The following is a 16,765-nucleotide window of genomic DNA, read 5'->3' on the forward strand; positions in this document are numbered from 1 at the left end:
CACCATGTTCCGAGCCATCCTCCCCGAAGGCGAGTTCGACTGTGAAAGCTACGAGCAGACCGATCAGGGCGTCGAGCTCTACACGGGGGACGGGGAGCTGATCGCGTTCGTCCCCTACGCGAACCTCGTCGCGATCCTCAACGAGGAGGTCGAGTCGGCCGACGATCGATCGGTCTTCTAGAGCGAGAGTCCGCGGATCGCGACCGCCTCACCCTCCTCGACGCGGCCGATCACCCGGCCGTCGGTCCCCTCGGCGAGCGCCTCGGCCGCCCCCTCCTCGGGGACCGCCGCGACGAATCCCGTCCCCATGTTGAACGTGCGGTGCATCTCCTCGTCGGAGACCCCCGCCGACCGAACGAACTCGAAGACCGGCTGGGCCGGGTAGGGGTCGTCGATCTCATAGCGAAGATCGCCGAGGCGCTTGAGGTTCGTCCACCCGCCGCCGGTGATATGGGCCGCACCGCGGACGCCGTGTGATCGCATCGGCTCCAAGAGATCCGTATAGAGGCGGGTGGGCTCCAGCAACGCCTCGCCGACGGTCTCGTAGCCGTCGTGGGGGAACGGGTCGTCGTAGCCCCCCTCGCGGGTCGCGGCCTCGCGGGCCAGCGTCAGCCCGTTGGAGTGGATTCCCGACGAACGCCATCCCACGAGCGTGTCGCCCGGCTCCGCGCTCCCCTCGAAGACCGCGTCCTTGGGCGCGAGGCCCGCGCAGGTGCCCGCGAGGTCCAGTCCCCGAACGACCTCGGGCATCACGGCCGTCTCGCCGCCGACCAGCGCGAGGCCAGCTTCCTCGGCACCCGCCGAAAGCCCCTCGCCGACCTGTTCTGCGACCCCCTCGTCGGGCTCGTCGACCGCGATGTAGTCGACGAACGCGACCGGCTCGACGCCGGCGGCCACGAGGTCGTTCGCGTTCATCGCGATGCAGTCGATCCCGATCGTCGAGTAGTCGTTGAGGGCTTCGGCGACCAGCAGTTTCGTTCCCACGCCGTCGGTCGCGAGCGCGAGGTACCGGTCGCCGATGTCGAGCAGGCCCGCGTAGTCGCCCTCGCTCTGGCCGACCGCCGAGACCAGCGCCGCCGTCGCGGCCTCGCTGTCGGCGATGTCGACGCCGGCTCCCGAATAAGTGAGCTCCCCGTCGGCGCCCGCGTCCGTGTCCTCGTTCTCGCTCATGGCCGAGTGCGCGCGCGGTGCGGCCAAAAGCCCACCGTTTCGCCCCTCGAGCCCCCGCTCCCGATACGCGTTTGCGTCCCGACGCCCTACGCTCCCCCATGGGACGCCGCACGCTCGCCACCCTGCTCGGGCTGTTCGTGCTGGCGGGGTATCTCGCGGCCGCCTACCTCCTCTACCGCGGCCTGGTCACGATTCTCGGGGCGATCGACCCGCTCACGCTCCTCGTGGCGCTGCTCGCCGGCACCCTCCTCTCGGGCTATCTGAGCTACCGCTTCGGCACCCGGGGGCTGCTCCGGAGCCTCGATTCGCGACCCCTCGAACGTGCACAGGCACCCTGGCTCCACCGCCGGATCGACGCGCTCGCCGGGTCGATGGCCCTCGAGCGCCCGGACGTGTTCGTGGCGTCGCTCGGCGCGCCCAACGCCCTCGCGATGGGCAGCTCCCGACGGGGCGCGCTCGTCCTCGACGTCGGGCTCGTCCGGCTGCTCGACGCCGACGAGCTGACCGCGATCGTCGCCCACGAGCTCGCACACCTCGAGAGCGACGACGGGCTCGTCCGTACGCTGGTCTACGCGTCGGTCCAGACCCTGCTGGGCGCCGCGCTCGTCGTCGCGGCACCGTTCGCGCTCGCGCTCACCGGCGTCGGCCACGGGCTGGCGCTGATCACTGGTTGGCGGGAGAACCCGGCTCTCAGGATCCGGGCGGCGCTCGGCGCTGCGGTCGGCCTGGTCGTCCTCCTGGTGGCGGCGCTCGCCCGGGCCCGCTCGCGCCGGCGCGAGATCGCCGCAGACGACCGCGCGGCGGAGGTAACCGATGACCCGCTCGCGCTCGCGCGGGCGCTACGCAGGATCGAACACGCCTCACAGCCCCGCGTGGGCCCGTTTCGGATCCCCGTCGAACACGAGGAGAGGCCGATCGAGCGGGTGCTCTCGACGCATCCCTCGACGGACGAGCGCGTCGAACGGCTGGCCGAAAGCGCTCGCGGGAGGACGGGACGGCGGGTGCGAATCGAATAGTCACTCAAACGGGTGCGAATCGAATAGTCACTCAAGGCCCACCGCCCGCCAGCGCATCAGCAGGTACCACCCTCCGACGAACATCGCGAACCCCGGGAGCAGCGCGGCGACGGCGTACCATCGCCGCCACCGAGTCCAGGTCCCGTCCTTGAGGATGGCATAGGGAAGCCCGGCCCACGCGATCAGCATCGAGAGCCCGCCGTCAGCGCCGCCGAGCATGGCGGCGATCGGCCACAGCGCCGTGGTCGCCGCGACCCACTGCCAGCGCTCGCCGGGGAGCCGCGAGTCGAGCGGCCCCTCGTCCTCGCGGGCCGCCGTTCCCGCCTTCGCCGTCGATCCACGATCGGCTGTCGTTTCCCCGATCGAACCCGCTTCGATCGACTCGTCGGGCGATCCGAAGCTCGGTGTCGACGTCCGCGACTCCACCTCCGCCTCCGCTTCCGAATCCGATTCGGGCTCGGGATTCGGTTCGACTCCTGGGCCGGGCTCGGGTTCCGGTTCGCGGATCGCGGGGACGTACCGCTCGACGAGACCCGTCGCGTCGAGCCCCTCGACCAGGCCCGCGAGGTCGTCGCCGTCGACGAGCTTCACGTTGAGCTGGTGGGCCAGCTCCCGTGCCTGGCCCGAGAAACCGTTGGTCGTCACCACCAGCACCTTGTCGACCCCGTGGCGCTGGTGTTTCAGGCTCGCGTACTGCTGGATGTCGGGGCTTCCGACGGTCGTGTTCGGCCCGTAGCGTTTGGCCTGGATCAGCGCTTTCTCCTCGTAGGGCGAGTTCCGCGTCGCCACCACGTCGATCCCCCGATCGTTCGACTGGGTCGAGACCTCCGTCTCCCAGCCCATCCGCTCCCAGAGGTCCGCGACGAACTGCTCGAAGTCGTAGTCGTCCATCGACTGGAGGGCCTCCTTAAGCCCCGAGTCCGGGGTCACGTCCGTTTCGGTAGTGCGGGCCCGGGCGTCGACGCCCACGTTCGATTCCGCACCCGTCTTTCCGTCGCTCTGCCCGTCCTCGGCGGCCTGCTCCAGGGCTCGAATCGCCTCCTTGGTCTGCTTGCGTGCCTGGCGCCGAAGGAGGCGCTTCAGGCTCCGCTTCACCGACCACACCCCTCGGTGTCCATGGGATACCCACAGACTGACACTACAAATCGCTGCCGGCTACAGGAAGAGGAACGCGGCCGCCCCCAGCGCCAGCCCGACGCTGACCCCGAACGTGAGCAGGAATACCGGAAGGTTCCACGCGAGGACGGTTTTCCCATCTAGGGGCCCGAACGGGATCATGTTGAACGCCGCCAGCAGGAGGTTGATCCCGACGCCGTAGAGTCCGAGCCGGAAGACGAAGTCGGCGGGGACGAACAGCAGCGGCGCGAACAACAGCGCCAGCGCGAGGTTCGTCACGGGGCCGGCGACGGCGATCAGGCCGTTCTCGCGTTTCGTGATCCGGCCGCGGTGGTAGACTGCGCCGGGGGCGGCGAAGATGAAGCCGGCCATCGCGCTGACGATCGCGAGCCCGAGCATGCTGTAGTCGGCCTTGAACGCCGCCTGCTGGCCGAACTCGATGGCGACGACCTTGTGGGCCAGCTCGTGGAGCAGGAACCCCACCCCGGCGGTGAGCATGCTGATCAGGAGCAGCGACGCGAAATCGCCGCGCGCGACGCCCGCCGCCCCGCCCGCGAAGAACAGCGCGAAGGCGACCCCAAGCGCGACCCACGCGATCAGCAGGTCCCGGAGCTCCTGGCTCCCGAACCGGATCGAACCGATCGTCGCGCCGCTCATGCCAGCACCCCCCAGATCAGCTCGGCGCTGTTTCTCGCCCCCTCGATCATGAGGTCGCCGACCGCGCCGACCCCGCCGATGTCGCTCGCGAGCCACGGCAGGACGACCAGCGGGAACAACACGGTGGCGATGACGCTGCCGATGTTGGTCGCGGCGACGACCGCGATCAGACGGAACAGCGGAACCTCGAGCATCCGCCTGAAGAGGTCGAGGATCGCGCTCTCGTCGTCCGAAAGGATCTCGTTCAGCGTCCCGATGTCGGCGACGTTGACCGCCTGATAGCGCAGCTCGACGTAGCCCGCGAACCAGCCCGGCGCCAGCAGCGGGTTGACGCTGGTCATCCAGGCGATCGCGCCGCCGACGGTCGCGCTCGGCCAGTGGGCGCCCGCGAGCTTCGCCATCGTGAACGCGAAGACGCCGTTGAAGAGGAACCACGCCGCGAACACCCGCAGCAGGAAGTCGTTCTGCGCGCCGGCCATCGCCAACAGGAAGAAGAAGCCGAGGAAGGCCAGCGCGATCAGGTAGCCCACGACCTTGTAGATCGAGAAGCGCCGCCCCGACTGGGTGCCGACGAGCGACTCCATCGGCGGCAGGCCCGCGGGGTCCTCGAGATGGCGCTCGATCCCCTGGCGGTGGCCCGCGCCGACGACCGCGACCACGTCGAAGCCCTGCTCGCGCAAGGAAAGCAGTTTGTGGGCGATGTAGGCGTCGCGCTCGTCGATCAGCGCCTCCGCGCCGCCCGGCGAGAAGCGGCGGAACTCCGCCATCATCGCCGTGACGACGTCGGCGTCGGTCAGCTCCTCCATGTCGATCTCCTCCTCCTCGGAGCCGTAGCCGAACATCCCCATGAACAGCCCGCCGACGAGCTTGAACTTCTCGATCAGCGTCATCCGGGCCCAGAAGCGCTGGATCGTCGTCTGGATCTCCCGGTCGACCAGCGCGACCCCCAGCCCGATCTCCTCGGCGGTCTCGACGGCGGCGTGCATGTCCGCGCCGGGCTCGATGTCGAAGCGCTCGCCCAGGCGGGTCTGGACGTACGAGAGCATCCAGTAAGCGAGGAACTGGAAGACGGTGTTTCCGCGCAGGAGGTCGCCCGCGTCGAGGTCGTCGGGGAGCTCGCCCTTCATCTGGCGGTAGCGACCCTCGTCGAGCTCGACGGCGACGACGTCGGGGCGCTCGCGTTCGATCGTTTCCTCGACCTCGGCGACGCTGTCGGCGGAGATGTGGGCGGTGCCCACGAGGCGGATCGAGCCCTCGCCCGCCTCGCGTGACACCTGCCGGTCGGTCATCACCACCCCTTGTGGGGCCCGGTTTTTATACTGTCGGTTGTCCGCCCATGGGTCGGACCACCCCATCGGTGGCTTCGTCGGCACGGCCGGTTCGGGCATATCCGTCGGAGCAGGGCGGATAACGTCAAACAGTCGAAATGTAGGGCCGCACGAGAGAGGCAGATTCATGCGCGTTCGTGAGAATGGGCCAGTAGAACCATGGTTTCGCCAGGGGAGCTGCGGATGTTGCTGGAGTTGACCGAGGGAGAGGGGGAGTTCACGCCGGAGACGGGGACCGGCGGGGCGGTCGAGTACCCGAGGGCGGCACAGCTGCTCGACGACCGCGACGAGCAGGTCGTCGACGTGCTCGAACGCTACGGCACGCGGGGCGTGCTCGCGGGCGAGTTCGTCTCGAAGGTCTACAGCTGCCCGGAGTGTTCGACCCAGGGCATGCAGTACACGACCGCCTGCCCGAGCTGCGAGTCGGCCCACGCCGTCGAGACGACCGTCGCCGAGCACCGCGCCTGCGGGCTCACGGTCCCCGAATCGGAGTTCCGGCACGACGGCGAGCTCGTCTGTCCCGAATGCGAGACGACGGTCGGCTCCGAGGAGCTCGACCGCGACGAGCGCTACGTCTGTAAGGAGTGCGACGAGCAGTTCACCGAGCCCGACCATCGGCTGTGGTGTCGGGAGTGTCTGTACATGTTCCCGCCCCAGGAGACGATCGAGCGGGCGCTCTATCGCTACCGGCTGACCGACGACGGCCGCGAGTGGATCGAGCACCACCGCAGGGCCCGGGAGGCGGCCGCCGACACCCTCGAGGAACGCCGGTTCGAGGTGAGCATCGACGCGGCCGTCGAGGGCGAGGGCCGGAGCTACCCGGTCCACGTCTTCGCCGAGGACCAGCTGCTGGGCGAGCGCCGGATCGTCGCGCTGGCCGAGCGCCCGACCGACGAGGATATCGAGGAGTTCAGCGAGCTCGCCCGCCGGGTCGACGCCCACCCGATCGTCGTCACCACGACGGGGGCCGTCTCCGAGGAGGTCGCGGAGCGGGCGAACACCTCGGAGCTCACGCTGCTGTCGGCCCGCTCGGACGGCACCCTCGACAGCGACTTCGACGTCGGCCGGACCGCCACCCGGAACCGCTCGCTGTTCCAGCGCTTCACCTCGGCGGTGGACGTCCCGGCCTGGAAGAGCCAGTAGCTACCGCCCGCCGTTCTCGCCGTCGAGCGCCTCCTCGCGCAGGCGCTCGCCGCGCTCGCTCCCGACCGTGAGATCGGGCACCGAGGTCGGGTGCCGATCGTCGTCGATCGCGACGTAGACGAAGTACGACTCGGTGGTCTTTTCGGCCTCCCCGGTCCGGAGGTCCTCGCGATACGTCCGCAGACGGACCTTCACGCTGGTCTTCCCGGCCTCGTAGACGTACGCCTCGATCAGCGCGACGTCGCCGACCTCGATCGGGCGCTCGAAGTCGACCCCGTTGATGTGGGCCGTGACACAGGACTCGCCGGCGAAGCGCATCGCGCTCATCGCGCCGATCTCGTCCATCCACTTCAGGACGTTGCCCCCGTGGGCGGTCTGGAGGCTGTTCGCGTGGTTGGGCTGGACCATCTCCCGGTTCTCGATGAAGGTCTCGAGCAGATCCATACGCCGGCTTGCGCGGGTGGGTAGATGAGCCTGCTGTCTCGTCCGAGGGTCACGCTTATCGGCGTCCCCGACCTCCGATCGGCCATGGGCCTCGACGTCGAAATCCCCGATCCCCCCGAGCTCGACGCAGATGATCCCGCGGAGTACGACGACGTCGACGCGGTCGGCGTCGAGGACTACCGCCGCGAGGAGCTAGAGGGCTTCCTCGCCGACGGCGCGTGGGCCGACGCCTTCGAGGAGTGGGCCGCCCACACCGAGCTCACCGAGGAGGAGTACGCGGTCGCCCGTGACCTCGATCTCCTCGATGAGTTCGACTTCTTCTGGGACGACTTCGCCGACCGCGTGGGCTATCACGCCCCCGGCCTCCCGGAGGACTGGCGCGAGCGCGAGCTCCATCCCGAGCTCGACTCCTGGAGCACCGTCTCCGCGATCAACGCCTCGCTCACCGAGCTCGGCCAGATCGCGAGCGACGTGCTCAAGGAGGAGTACGTCGACTGGGAGGCCGAGTACGAGGCGCCCGACGACCTCCCCGACTTCTGAACGCCGGCTACTCGCGGGGAACGGCGAGGTTCCGGACCGGCTCGCCGCAGTCGGGACAGCTCCCAAGGTGGTCGTCGCTCACCGTGCGCGCCTGACAGGCCACACACTCGTAGTACGATCCGGTCGGGCTGTAGGGGTCCCCTTGATGCATGGTCGTCGGTAATCGCGTGCTACTGGATAACGCTTGTCCTGATATACGACCGAATCGATTGAAGTATATTAGGCACTACTAGCGACGACGGCGAACGTTTCTGGACGTTCGTCCGAAAAACCGACCTCGAAGCCGGCCGCGACGAGCTGTTCGGTGGCGGCCGCGAGGTCGTAGCGTTCCTCGGTCGGCGGGCCGTCCTCGCCCGCACCGGCGGCCGACCAGTCGACGACGACGAACCGGCCGCCCGAGGCGAGCACCCGCCGGACCTCCGCCAGCGCCGCCTCGCTGTAGAACTCGTGGTAGGTCATCGTCGTCACCGCGGCGTCGCACTCGTCGTCCTCGAAGGGGAGATCGGCCACGTCCGCGGTCACGGGCGTGACGTTCGCCGGGAGTCCCTTCTCGCGATAGATCTCGTGCATCTCGGCCTGGAGGTCGACCGCGTGGACGCGATCGGCGAAGGGCGCGACGTCGTCGGTGTAGAAGCCGGTCCCGCTGCCCAGATCGACGACGGTCTCGGTGCCGTCGAGCGCGAGCAGCCCAAGCAGCTCCTCGCGCGAGCAGTAGCGATAGCGCGAGGGGTCCTCGAGGCTCGTGGCGCGCTCGACCGGGTAGGTATGAAAGCCCATGATCTCGGGAGGTGTCCCCGGGACTTAGCTCCCGCGCGGGCAGGACGTGCCGATTCCGTGGTTCATATAGGCACCAACCCCTACGTGACTGTCATGCTCGAACTCGCTCCGCTCGCGGACCCGTTCCCGCGGGGGATCGCCCATTACCTGATCGGCGGGCTGTTCATCGGCCTGGGGGTCGCGACGATCTACCTCGGCACCGGCATCATCGCCGGCGCGAGCACGTTCCTCGAATCCACCCTCTCGTACGTCTCGTCGGTCGAGCGCTTCCAGCGGTACCGGCCCTCGCGCGACTGGCGCGTGGTCTTCACCGTCGGGATCGTCCTCGGCGCGGGGCTCTACGCGCTGGTGTTCGCCCGCGAGGTCTTCGTCACGGACGTCCAACCCTGGCGCCTCGCGCTCGGCGGCGTGCTCATCGGGATCGGCACCCGCGTCGGGAAGGGCTGTACCTCGGGCCACGGCGTCTGTGGGATCGGCTCGCTGTCGGGCACCTCGGTCGCGAACGTCGCGACGTTCATGCTGATCGCGATCGGGACCGCGCTGTTCGTCGGGACGATGGGGGTGAGTCCCTGATGCACGAGGTTCGACGAGTGCAGACGAGGAGAACCTCGGTATGGACGAGCGGGAAGGGACGACCCGCGAGTCACGAGATCCGAGCACAGCGAGGATCTCGGAACGAGCGAACGGGGAGGAACGACTCATGAGCCTCGACAATCGCGGGACGGCCCTCGTACTCGTCGGGGGGATCCTCTTCGGCTTCGGGCTGGGCTACAGCCGGATGGCCGAACCCGAGATCGTGCTCGCCTTCCTCCAGCTCACCGACTTCGGGCTGTTGTTCGTGATGGGCGGGGCGGTGATGGTCACCGCCACGGTCTTCGCGATCGCGACCCGGCGGGGCGGGCGCGCGCCGCTGACGGGCGAGCTCTACGCGATGCGCCACAAGTCCTTCGACAACAACGTGCTGTTCGGCGGGGCGATCTTCGGCGTCGGCTGGGGCCTCTCGGGGATCTGCCCCGGCGCGGCCTACGCGAGCCTCGGGCTGGGCAACTACCTCATCCTCTACGGGATCGGCGGGATGTTCCTCGGCGCCTACGTCCAGGGCCTCGCCCGGTCGTACGTCGGCGGAACCGACGCCGCCGCCGACCCGAGCTGAACGGCGGCTCCCGACACGACACTGTCGCGATCGGAAACCACGGGCCGGTCCCGCTCAGGGCCGGATCTCGCGAACGGCGACCCGTGCCGCCGCGCCGGGCCACACCCGTGCGGGGGCGACCCCGAGCGCACGCGAGAGCGCCGTCGGCTCGACGTGTGGGCCGATCCGGGCGACGGTGGTCCCGCCGACCGCGACGTCAGCCGAGAGTTCCGCGTCGACGAACCGCGAGCCGAGGGGACCGATCAGCTCCGTTATCGTCCCTAGGCTCCGGAGAACGGCGATCGCCCCGCTCACCGACTCGAGCCCGACGGTGAGGTGCGTACCCGAACCGGTCATCGAGACGGGGTGGCCCTCGACGGCGAGTTCGAGATCGGCCTCGACGGCGATCGCCCGGTCCATCAGTCGCGCTCGCGCGTCGAGATCCGCAGCGTGCCGTCGACCCGCCAGTGGGCGTAGTCGGCGTCCTCGCCGGTCTTGCTCGGGACGTCGACCTCCATCTCCTCGAACTCGTAGGTGATCTCCGCACCCCGCCCCGTCAGTCGGTCGTAGAGTCCGATCGCGAGCTCGGGCCAGGTCTCGGTCTCGTCCACTCCGTCCGCCGGATCATCAGAGCTCATCGGACCCGTCTAGGGACCCTCCCTACGTCATTGTTCACATCTGACCGATTATCGATACGAGCCCGGCTCCTTTCGCTACGGTTATGAGTGTGCACTTCATTGCCATGGGTATGCTGGCACGCACCGAGCTACGAACGCCACAACAGCGCGAATGCGAACGCTGCGGACGGCGCGAGGTATGGGACGCGACCGATGGATGTTGGCGGATCGCGACCGAGGACGGCGTACGATCGAGCGGCAACCTCCACTGTATCCATGAGTGGGACATCGACGGCACCTTCCGCCCCTACGAGTAGATGCCCACGGCCTATATCACGGCCCCGACCGACGCCGCCCCCGCGCTCGCGCGGACCCTCGTCGAGGAACGCCTCGCGGCCTGCGTCAACCGCGTCCCCTGCGAGTCGACCTACCGCTGGGAGGGCGAGGTCGTCGAGAGCGAGGAGGTGATCCTGCTCGCGAAGACCACCGACGGGCGCTTCTCCGAACTGGTCGAGCGCGTCGAGGCGGAACACCCCTACGAAACGCCCTGTATCGAACGGTTCGACGAGGAAGCGGTTCTCCCGGCGTTCGCCGAGTGGATCGAGGAATCGACCCGGTGAGGGCCGCTCAGCGAAGCTCCGACAGCACCGACAGCGCGCCCGCCGAGTAGCTCCCCTCGATGACCTCGTCGGCGGCCGCGAGCGCCGCGTCGTCGGCGTTGGCCACCGCGAACGACCGGCCGGCCGCCTCAAAAGTTGAAACGTCGTTCTCCGAGTCCCCGATGGCGACGAACTCCTCCGGCGAGCGATCGATCACCCGACAGACCGCGTGCAGCCCCTCGCCCTTCGAGATCGCGGGGTCCTTGACGTGGTAGGCGTAGCCCGTATCGACGACCTCGAGGCCGTGGTCCTCGGCCAGCGCCTCGAGAGGGGCAAGCGGCGAGGCGCGGTTGACGGCGACCTCGGTCTCGCGCCAGCGGTTCACCAGGTCGCTCTCGCCCCATCCTACACTATGGCCCGCCTCGCGGTACTCCGCGGCGACCGTCCGGGGGCCGTCCGCGTCGCCCGTCACCCGGACCTCCTCGCCCGCCAGCGCGATCCCGCCGTTCTCGGCGATCACCAGCGGCTCGATTCCGACGAACTGACAGAGCGCGACGGGATAGGGGAAGGCCTTCCCGGTGGCGATCACGACGGGGGCGGGCCACTCGCGCAGCGTCTCGAAGACGCGCGGGTCGATCGCGCTCGAGCCGTCGCCGCGGGTGATCGTGCCGTCAATGTCGAGGACGATCGGTGGGGTCATACCCTCCCTCGAACCCGGACGGGTAAACTGGCGACGGTTCCCATTTCCAGTACCATCAAAGGTTATGTTCCCGCTCATTGATGTGGGCCGTGATGCCACGAAACGTACTCATGACGGGAATCGGGGGGCTGTCGGTCGCGCTGCTCGTGACGGGCGCGCTCGGCGCGTATCGGGTGTTCTCCTATCTGGCCGCGCTGCTCATCCTCGCGACGTTCGCCGTCCCGGCGATCGAGGCGGGCGAGCGCGAGCGGTCGGTCGCGCCGTTCACCGGGCTGATCGCCGGGTTGGCGGTGTTCTTTCTCGTCGGCCTCACCGGGATCTGGCTGCTCTGGGATCCGGCGGTCGTCGAGTACAGCTACGTCCTCGGGGTGCCCGAACCCACCCTCGTCTACTTCGCGTTCATCTGGCTGCTCCCGCTTCTGGGGGCGATCTACTACTCGCTGATCTTCGACCGGATCGGCGGCGAGGGGATCGTCGACGACATCCTCGAGCGGGCGCGCGACGCCCAGCGGACCGAGCAGTTCCCGCTGGCGCCCGATCAGATCGAGCGGACGACCGACCTGGAGGTGGAGGACGATGATTGATCACCTGCTCCCGCTCCAGGAGGGGGGGATCCCCGTCGCCGACGACCCGGTGATCCTCGCGTTCGGGGCGGCCTACCTGCTGATCGTCATTCTGATCGGCGCCTGGGGCTACCTACAGACCAACTCCACGAGCGACTTCCTGATCACCGGCAAGTCCATCGGGACGTGGGTGCTCGCGATGACCGCTTTTTCGGTCATTCAGTCGGGCTTCGGCTTCGTCGGCGGCCCCGAGCTCGTCTTCGAGTTCGGCATCTCGGCGCTATGGATCTTCTTCACGGCACCGCTGGGCTTCCTCGTCACTTGGGTCGTGCTCGCCAAACGGCTGCGGATCCTCGCGGACATCCGCCACGTGCTGACGCTCGCGGACGCGACGTACGTCCGCTACGAGAGCGAGTGGGTCCGCGGGCTCACCGGCGTGGCGGTCGCGCTGGGCGTGATCGCCTACCTGGCGGTGAACCTCGCGGCCCTCCAGTTCGTCATGCGCGCGATCTTCGGGATCCCGCTGCTCTGGGGGCTGCTCGGCGGCGCGCTGATCCTCCTGCTCTACAGCATGCTCGGCGGGATGATCGCCGGCGTCTGGACGGACTTCCTGCAGGCGATCACGATGATCATCGGCGCGGTGTTCGTCTTCGCCTACGCGCTCTCGTTCGGCGGCGGGATGGAGGGCATCACGGGGAACCTCGCGAGCGCGGACCCCGCGCTGATCTCGCCCTTCGGCGCGCTGGGCGGCGCGACCACCGCCGTCCTCGTCGGGATCTCCTGGTGGTTCCTCTTCTCGATCGGCGCGGCCGGCCAGCCCCACCTCATCACGAAGTTCTACATGAGCCGGAACATGACGATCCTGAAGTGGGGCGCGCCGATCGCGGCGATCTCCTATGCGATCTCCAGTCTGATCGCCTTCTCGGCGGGGCTCTCGATGCGCGCGCAGGTCGAGGCCGGCGCGATCGAGCAGACCTTCAGCGCCTCGGAGGTCGGGCCCGTCTTCGTCCTCGAGTTCACCCCGAGCATCGTCGCCGGGCTGATCCTCGCGGCGCTGCTGGCGGCGATCATGTCCACGAGCGACTCCTTCCTCAACATCGGCGCGGCCGCCATCTCGCGGGACATCCCGCGGGCGATGGGCCGGCCCATCACCGACGACAGGACCGAACTGCGGGTCACCCAGGGCGCGCTGGCCGGGCTGACGGTGCTCGCGACGATCGTCGTCTTCTACTCGGAGGCGCTCGTGGGCATCCTCGGCGCGATCAGCTGGGGCTTCTTCGCCGCGGCGTTCGTCCCCGTCGTGGTGCTCGGGCTGAACTGGAAGGGCGCGACCAAGGAGGGCGCGGTCGCCTCGCTGCTGGTCGGGATGGCGTTCAACATCGTCTACAACCTCGTCCCGGAGGCCGCGACCGTCGCGGGCGCCGACTGGCTCGTCGAGGCGGTGCTCGCGACCTACCCGTATCCCGCGGAGGTCCCCGCCGAAGCGATCTCGCTGCTGGTCGCGATCGCCGTCTTCGTCTTCGTCTCGCTGGCCACCCAGGGCCGGGACGGTAACGCGCTGCCCGAGGACCTCCACGCGCTCATCGAGCGATGAGCGAGGAGCGTCTGGGGCATCTGACGGGCTGGATCCGCCGGCGCCCGAACTCGCTCGAGTTCTGGGAGCTCGTGCTCACGACCGACCGGCTGCTCTGGTGTTTCGCCGGCGAGACGTACTCCTCGGCGCTGTTGCGCGCCGACATGGGCGAGAGCACCCGCGACGAGCTCGCCGGACTCGACCCCGAGGCGATCGCCGAGTACGACGACCGCAACTTCGCGGTGCCCCTCGACTCCCTGGCGTGCCTGCGGCTGGTTCGGGGCACGCGCTTTCGGCGCGCCCGCCTGGAGGTCGAATGGAACGGCGGGGAGCGGACCCTCTACAGCACGAAGGCGAGCGACCCCCAGGAGGAGTTGATCGATGCGCTGTCCTCGGAACCCGCCCTGGAGGGCGTCGCGGTCGAGGCGCGAGCGCCCGCCTCCCTGTTCGAGCGATCATGAACCCCGAAGACGACCCGTGGTACTGCCGGCTCGACTACGAGGGCTACGAGGAGGCCCGCCGCGAGTTCTCGTGGGACCTCCCCGAGGGGTACAACCTCGCGTACGACCTGCTCCGGAAACACCCCGATCCCGACGCGCCGGCGCTCCTTCAGGCCTCCCCCGACGGCCGCCGGGAGACCTACTCCTTTCGCGACCTCGATCGGCTCTCGAACCGGCTCGCGAACGCGCTCGAATCGCGGGGGATCGAACGCGGCGACCGCGTCGGCGTGATCGTCCCGCAGAAGCCCGAGAACGCCCTTACACATCTCGCCTGTTGGAAGATGGGCGCGATCTCGCTTCCCCTCTCGGTCCTGTTCGGGCCCGAGGCGCTCGGCCACCGGCTCGATGACAGCGGCGCGACGGCCGTCGTCGCCGACGCCTCGGTTCGAGAGACCGTCCGGGAGGTCGAGGACGACTGCCCGGCGCTCGACCTCGTCGTCGGGGTCGGCGAGGACCACGGGTTCGAGCCCTTCGAGTCGCTTCTGGAGGGGAGCGCCGAGGAGTACGCGCTCGCCGAAACGACCGCCGAGACGCCCGCGATAATCATCTACACCAGCGGTTCGACCGGCCCGCCGAAGGGCGTCCTCCACTCCCACGGGGTGTGGGTCGGGCACTGTCCCGCCTTCTCGATGTACTTCGAGGGCGATCTCGAGGGGGTCTACTGGACGCCCGCCGACTGGGCGTGGATCGGCGCGCTCGGCGATCTCGTCTTCCCGGCGTGGCACTACGGCCAGCCCGTCGTGGGCACCCCGCTGGGGAAGTTCGATCCCGAGGAGGCGTACGCGATCATGGAGGAGTTCTCGGTCACGGGGACCTTCCTCCCGCCGACGGCGATCCGCATGATGATGGACGTCGATTCGACCCAGTATGACCTCTCGATCGAGGCGATCTGCTCGGGCGGGGAGCCGCTGACCCCCGAGATCCTCGCGTGGGCCGACGAGGAGCTGGGCGGCGTGCCGGTCAACGAACTCTACGGCCAGACCGAGGCCAACCTGCTGGTAACGAACTGTCGGAAGTGGTTCCCCGCGCGGGCCGGCAGTATGGGCAAACCCGTCCCCGGCCACGACGTGCGGGTCGTCGATCCGGAAACGGGCGAGGAGCTGCCTGCCGGGGAGATCGGCGAGATAGCGGTGCGTCGAAAGGGCGACCCGGTCGTCTTCTCGGAGTACTGGAACCGATCGGGGAAGACCGACTCCGTGACGGTCGGGGAGTTGCATCTCACGGGGGATCTGGGCTCTCTCGACGAGGACGGCTACTTCTGGTTCAAGTCGCGCAACGACGACCTCATCGTCACCAGCGGCTACCGGGTGGGGCCCCGCGAGATCGAGGACGTGTTGCTCGATCACGAGGGCGTCGCTCAGGTCGGCGTGGTCGGCGTTCCCGACGAAACCAGAGGCCAGATCGTCAAGGCGTTCGTCCAGCCCGCGTCGGGCCGCGAGGGCTCGGAGGAGCTGCGCGAGACGCTACAGGCGTTCGTCAGGGAGCGCCTCGCGGCCTACGAGTACCCCCGGGAGATCGAGTTCCGCGAGGAGCTCCCGCGGACGACGACCGGCAAGATCCGGCGCAAGGACCTCCTCGAGGAGTGACTCAGCCGTTCCCGAGGACGTTATCGAGCAGCTCGCGGATGTCCTGAACCTCGGCGGCATCGAAGCCGAACTCGCCCCGATCGGGGCCGACGAGGTAGTAGTCGAACCTCTCGTCGTCCTGGGCGCTCTCGATACCGATCCCGTCGGGATCGCCGACGAGCAGGTCGTCGTCTCGCGTGCTCATGGCTATTGCATCGCTTGCTCCGCTCATTAACCTATGGCCTGCAAAATAGGATTGAAACGGCGTCCTCAGCCGGTTAGAGCCCGAGATACGCCGCGTTGGGCAGGAGGCCGAGCAGATACAGCACGCCGATCAGCAGCGTCATGATCGCGATCGCCATCGCCGGCGGGTCGACGTGGGTCCCCGAGTGGGAGTAAAAGACCCGCTGGGTGACCTCGCCGAACAGGCCGCTGAGACACCCGAAGAGGGCGGCGACGATCAGGACGACGGGATCGCTGCCCACCGCGGAAGCCGCGATCATCGCGCCCGACGAGCCCAGCAGCGTTATGTGGTGGGTGACGGGGATCTTCTCGACGCCGAGGTTCAAGAAGAGCAGGCTCGCCGCGGAGATCCCATAGCCGAGGAACATGCTCCCGGTCTCCAGCCAGGCCCATCCACCGAGGACGCCGCCGACGAGTCCGATCGCCGTCACGCCCGACCACGTGTACTGGTGGGGAAGCCAGGGCTCGGTCGACGGCCGCTCGCTGCCCGCACGGGTCTCGCCGCGCTCGAACGGCGACATGTCCAGATATCCGTTCCCCGCTGGCGTCCCGATCAACGGGTAGTCGAAGACGACCCGCGCGACGAGCGCCGTAAGCGCGACCGACATCGCGATGTTGTCGAGCGGGAGCCCGATCCCCTCGCCGATCTGGGTGACGAGCATCCCGAGGGCGCCAAACAGCGCGCCGACCAGCAGGATGTCGGGCTTGGTGCCGAAGGCGTAGGTGATCTCCTTCCCGAAGTGAAACCCGCCAGGGGTCCCCATCTCGGGATAGCGCTTGCCGGCGTAGGCCGTGGCCGCGACCCCGCCCGCGAAGGCGATATGTGGGCCGACGACCGGTCCGAAGCCGATCGCGCCGGTCACGTCGAGCGCGATTCCCTCGACGCCGGCGTCGGCGAGCTCCGCCTGCAGCGCCCCGAGCCCCTCGCCCAGGAGGACGACGAACCCGGTGAAGACGAAGGAGGGAAGCGCCCCGAGCGCCGCGCCGAACGCGCCGCCCGCGAGCGCCGCGATGAGCAACGCGGCGAACGCCTCGTACTCCATCCCGAGGACGGGGACCTGGAGGACGGTGGCTTCGATCAT

General features: G+C 68.8%; 24 protein-coding genes. 12 read left to right on the forward strand and 12 right to left on the reverse strand.

The window, feature by feature from the left end:
- Window positions 1–4: 4 nt before the first annotated feature.
- On the forward strand, window positions 5–181 hold the full coding sequence (locus WOA58_RS14080; RefSeq protein ID WP_340604880.1) for a hypothetical protein: 177 nt from the start codon (window positions 5–7) through the stop codon (window positions 179–181).
- Here the strand turns inward: WOA58_RS14080 and purM are convergent.
- On the reverse strand, window positions 178–1,170 hold the full coding sequence (gene purM / locus WOA58_RS14085; RefSeq protein WP_340604881.1) for a phosphoribosylformylglycinamidine cyclo-ligase: 993 nt from the start codon (window positions 1,168–1,170) through the stop codon (window positions 178–180). The two genes, WOA58_RS14080 and purM, sit on opposite strands and share 4 nt — an antisense overlap.
- A 98-nt stretch (window positions 1,171–1,268) precedes the next feature.
- Between purM and WOA58_RS14090 the strand changes: the two genes are divergently transcribed.
- On the forward strand, window positions 1,269–2,186 hold the full coding sequence (locus tag WOA58_RS14090) for a M48 family metalloprotease (RefSeq protein WP_340604882.1): 918 nt from the start codon (window positions 1,269–1,271) through the stop codon (window positions 2,184–2,186).
- 27 nt (window positions 2,187–2,213) lie between these two features.
- Here the strand turns inward: WOA58_RS14090 and WOA58_RS14095 are convergent, their stop codons facing one another.
- From WOA58_RS14095 to WOA58_RS14105, 3 genes are read right to left on the reverse strand one after another with little or no spacing between them, the layout of a single operon-like run.
- Window positions 2,214–3,281, reverse strand: coding sequence for a restriction endonuclease (locus WOA58_RS14095; RefSeq protein ID WP_340604883.1), 1,068 nt, complete (start codon window positions 3,279–3,281; stop codon window positions 2,214–2,216).
- A 60-nt stretch (window positions 3,282–3,341) separates the two neighbouring features.
- Window positions 3,342–3,959, reverse strand: a complete 618-nt coding sequence (locus WOA58_RS14100; RefSeq protein WP_340604884.1) for a zinc metalloprotease — start codon at window positions 3,957–3,959, stop codon at window positions 3,342–3,344.
- Window positions 3,956–5,248, reverse strand: coding sequence for a TraB/GumN family protein (locus WOA58_RS14105; RefSeq protein WP_340604885.1), 1,293 nt, complete (start codon window positions 5,246–5,248; stop codon window positions 3,956–3,958). The genes WOA58_RS14100 and WOA58_RS14105 overlap by 4 nt, the downstream gene beginning before the upstream one ends.
- Window positions 5,249–5,446: 198 nt before the next feature.
- On the opposite strand from WOA58_RS14105, the gene WOA58_RS14110 reads away from it, so the two are divergent.
- Window positions 5,447–6,430 carry a TackOD1 domain-containing metal-binding protein gene (locus WOA58_RS14110; RefSeq protein ID WP_340604886.1) on the forward strand — a complete coding sequence of 328 codons (984 nt, stop codon included), beginning with the start codon at window positions 5,447–5,449 and terminating at the stop codon, window positions 6,428–6,430.
- On the opposite strand, the gene WOA58_RS14115 is transcribed toward WOA58_RS14110, so the two are convergent.
- Window positions 6,431–6,874, reverse strand: coding sequence for an acyl-CoA thioesterase (locus tag WOA58_RS14115; protein ID WP_340604887.1), 444 nt, complete (start codon window positions 6,872–6,874; stop codon window positions 6,431–6,433).
- A gap of 84 nt (window positions 6,875–6,958) precedes the next feature.
- Between WOA58_RS14115 and WOA58_RS14120 the strand changes: the two genes are divergently transcribed.
- Window positions 6,959–7,414 (forward strand): hypothetical protein, encoded by a 456-nt coding sequence (locus tag WOA58_RS14120; protein WP_340604888.1) that lies wholly within the window; start codon window positions 6,959–6,961, stop codon window positions 7,412–7,414.
- Between the two features lie 7 nt (window positions 7,415–7,421).
- Here the strand turns inward: WOA58_RS14120 and WOA58_RS14125 are convergent, their stop codons facing one another.
- Window positions 7,422–7,565 carry a rubrerythrin-like domain-containing protein gene (locus WOA58_RS14125; RefSeq protein ID WP_340604889.1) on the reverse strand — a complete coding sequence of 48 codons (144 nt, stop codon included), beginning with the start codon at window positions 7,563–7,565 and terminating at the stop codon, window positions 7,422–7,424.
- A gap of 68 nt (window positions 7,566–7,633) precedes the next feature.
- Window positions 7,634–8,191, reverse strand: a complete 558-nt coding sequence (locus tag WOA58_RS14130) for a class I SAM-dependent methyltransferase (protein ID WP_340604890.1) — start codon at window positions 8,189–8,191, stop codon at window positions 7,634–7,636.
- A gap of 93 nt (window positions 8,192–8,284) precedes the next feature.
- On the opposite strand from WOA58_RS14130, the gene WOA58_RS14135 reads away from it, so the two are divergent.
- The gene (locus WOA58_RS14135; RefSeq protein WP_340605271.1) at window positions 8,285–8,764 is read left to right on the forward strand and encodes a YeeE/YedE family protein; all 480 of its coding nucleotides are present in this window, start codon (window positions 8,285–8,287) and stop codon (window positions 8,762–8,764) included.
- Window positions 8,765–8,891: 127 nt separating this feature from the next.
- Window positions 8,892–9,344: a DUF6691 family protein gene (locus WOA58_RS14140; protein WP_340604891.1), complete on the forward strand. Its 453-nt coding sequence runs from the start codon at window positions 8,892–8,894 to the stop codon at window positions 9,342–9,344.
- A 54-nt stretch (window positions 9,345–9,398) separates the two neighbouring features.
- On the opposite strand, the gene WOA58_RS14145 is transcribed toward WOA58_RS14140, so the two are convergent.
- Window positions 9,399–9,743 carry a hypothetical protein gene (locus WOA58_RS14145; protein WP_340604892.1) on the reverse strand — a complete coding sequence of 115 codons (345 nt, stop codon included), beginning with the start codon at window positions 9,741–9,743 and terminating at the stop codon, window positions 9,399–9,401.
- Complete coding sequence (locus WOA58_RS14150) at window positions 9,743–9,961, reverse strand: hypothetical protein (RefSeq protein ID WP_340604893.1); 219 nt, start codon at window positions 9,959–9,961, stop codon at window positions 9,743–9,745. The genes WOA58_RS14145 and WOA58_RS14150 overlap by 1 nt, the downstream gene beginning before the upstream one ends.
- 110 nt (window positions 9,962–10,071) lie before the next feature.
- Between WOA58_RS14150 and WOA58_RS14155 the strand changes: the two genes are divergently transcribed.
- Window positions 10,072–10,257 (forward strand): HEWD family protein, encoded by a 186-nt coding sequence (locus WOA58_RS14155; protein ID WP_340604894.1) that lies wholly within the window; start codon window positions 10,072–10,074, stop codon window positions 10,255–10,257.
- Complete coding sequence (gene cutA / locus WOA58_RS14160; RefSeq protein ID WP_340604895.1) at window positions 10,258–10,560, forward strand: divalent-cation tolerance protein CutA; 303 nt, start codon at window positions 10,258–10,260, stop codon at window positions 10,558–10,560.
- Window positions 10,561–10,567: 7 nt separating this feature from the next.
- On the opposite strand, the gene WOA58_RS14165 is transcribed toward cutA, so the two are convergent.
- Window positions 10,568–11,239 (reverse strand): HAD-IIB family hydrolase, encoded by a 672-nt coding sequence (locus tag WOA58_RS14165; protein WP_340604896.1) that lies wholly within the window; start codon window positions 11,237–11,239, stop codon window positions 10,568–10,570.
- 92 nt (window positions 11,240–11,331) lie between these two features.
- Here WOA58_RS14165 and WOA58_RS14170 point away from each other — a divergent pair, with 92 nt between their 5' ends.
- Genes WOA58_RS14170 through WOA58_RS14185 form a run of 4 tightly spaced genes read left to right on the forward strand, consistent with a single transcriptional unit; the run spans window position 11,332 to window position 15,461 of the window.
- Window positions 11,332–11,823 carry a hypothetical protein gene (locus WOA58_RS14170; RefSeq protein WP_340604897.1) on the forward strand — a complete coding sequence of 164 codons (492 nt, stop codon included), beginning with the start codon at window positions 11,332–11,334 and terminating at the stop codon, window positions 11,821–11,823.
- Window positions 11,816–13,396 carry a sodium:solute symporter family transporter gene (locus WOA58_RS14175; RefSeq protein ID WP_340604898.1) on the forward strand — a complete coding sequence of 527 codons (1,581 nt, stop codon included), beginning with the start codon at window positions 11,816–11,818 and terminating at the stop codon, window positions 13,394–13,396. The genes WOA58_RS14170 and WOA58_RS14175 overlap by 8 nt, the downstream gene beginning before the upstream one ends.
- Window positions 13,393–13,836 carry a hypothetical protein gene (locus WOA58_RS14180; protein ID WP_340604899.1) on the forward strand — a complete coding sequence of 148 codons (444 nt, stop codon included), beginning with the start codon at window positions 13,393–13,395 and terminating at the stop codon, window positions 13,834–13,836. The genes WOA58_RS14175 and WOA58_RS14180 overlap by 4 nt, the downstream gene beginning before the upstream one ends.
- The gene (locus tag WOA58_RS14185; protein WP_340604901.1) at window positions 13,833–15,461 is read left to right on the forward strand and encodes an AMP-binding protein; all 1,629 of its coding nucleotides are present in this window, start codon (window positions 13,833–13,835) and stop codon (window positions 15,459–15,461) included. The genes WOA58_RS14180 and WOA58_RS14185 overlap by 4 nt, the downstream gene beginning before the upstream one ends.
- 1 nt (window position 15,462) lies before the next feature.
- Here the strand turns inward: WOA58_RS14185 and WOA58_RS14190 are convergent, their stop codons facing one another.
- Window positions 15,463–15,645 (reverse strand): hypothetical protein, encoded by a 183-nt coding sequence (locus tag WOA58_RS14190; RefSeq protein WP_340604902.1) that lies wholly within the window; start codon window positions 15,643–15,645, stop codon window positions 15,463–15,465.
- 73 nt (window positions 15,646–15,718) lie between these two features.
- Window positions 15,719–16,762, reverse strand: coding sequence for a hypothetical protein (locus tag WOA58_RS14195; protein WP_390220962.1), 1,044 nt, complete (start codon window positions 16,760–16,762; stop codon window positions 15,719–15,721).
- Window positions 16,763–16,765 lie beyond the last annotated feature (3 nt).

Origin of the sequence: Halalkalicoccus tibetensis (genome assembly GCF_037996645.1) — an archaeon.
Lineage (GTDB): Archaea > Halobacteriota > Halobacteria > Halobacteriales > Halalkalicoccaceae > Halalkalicoccus > Halalkalicoccus tibetensis.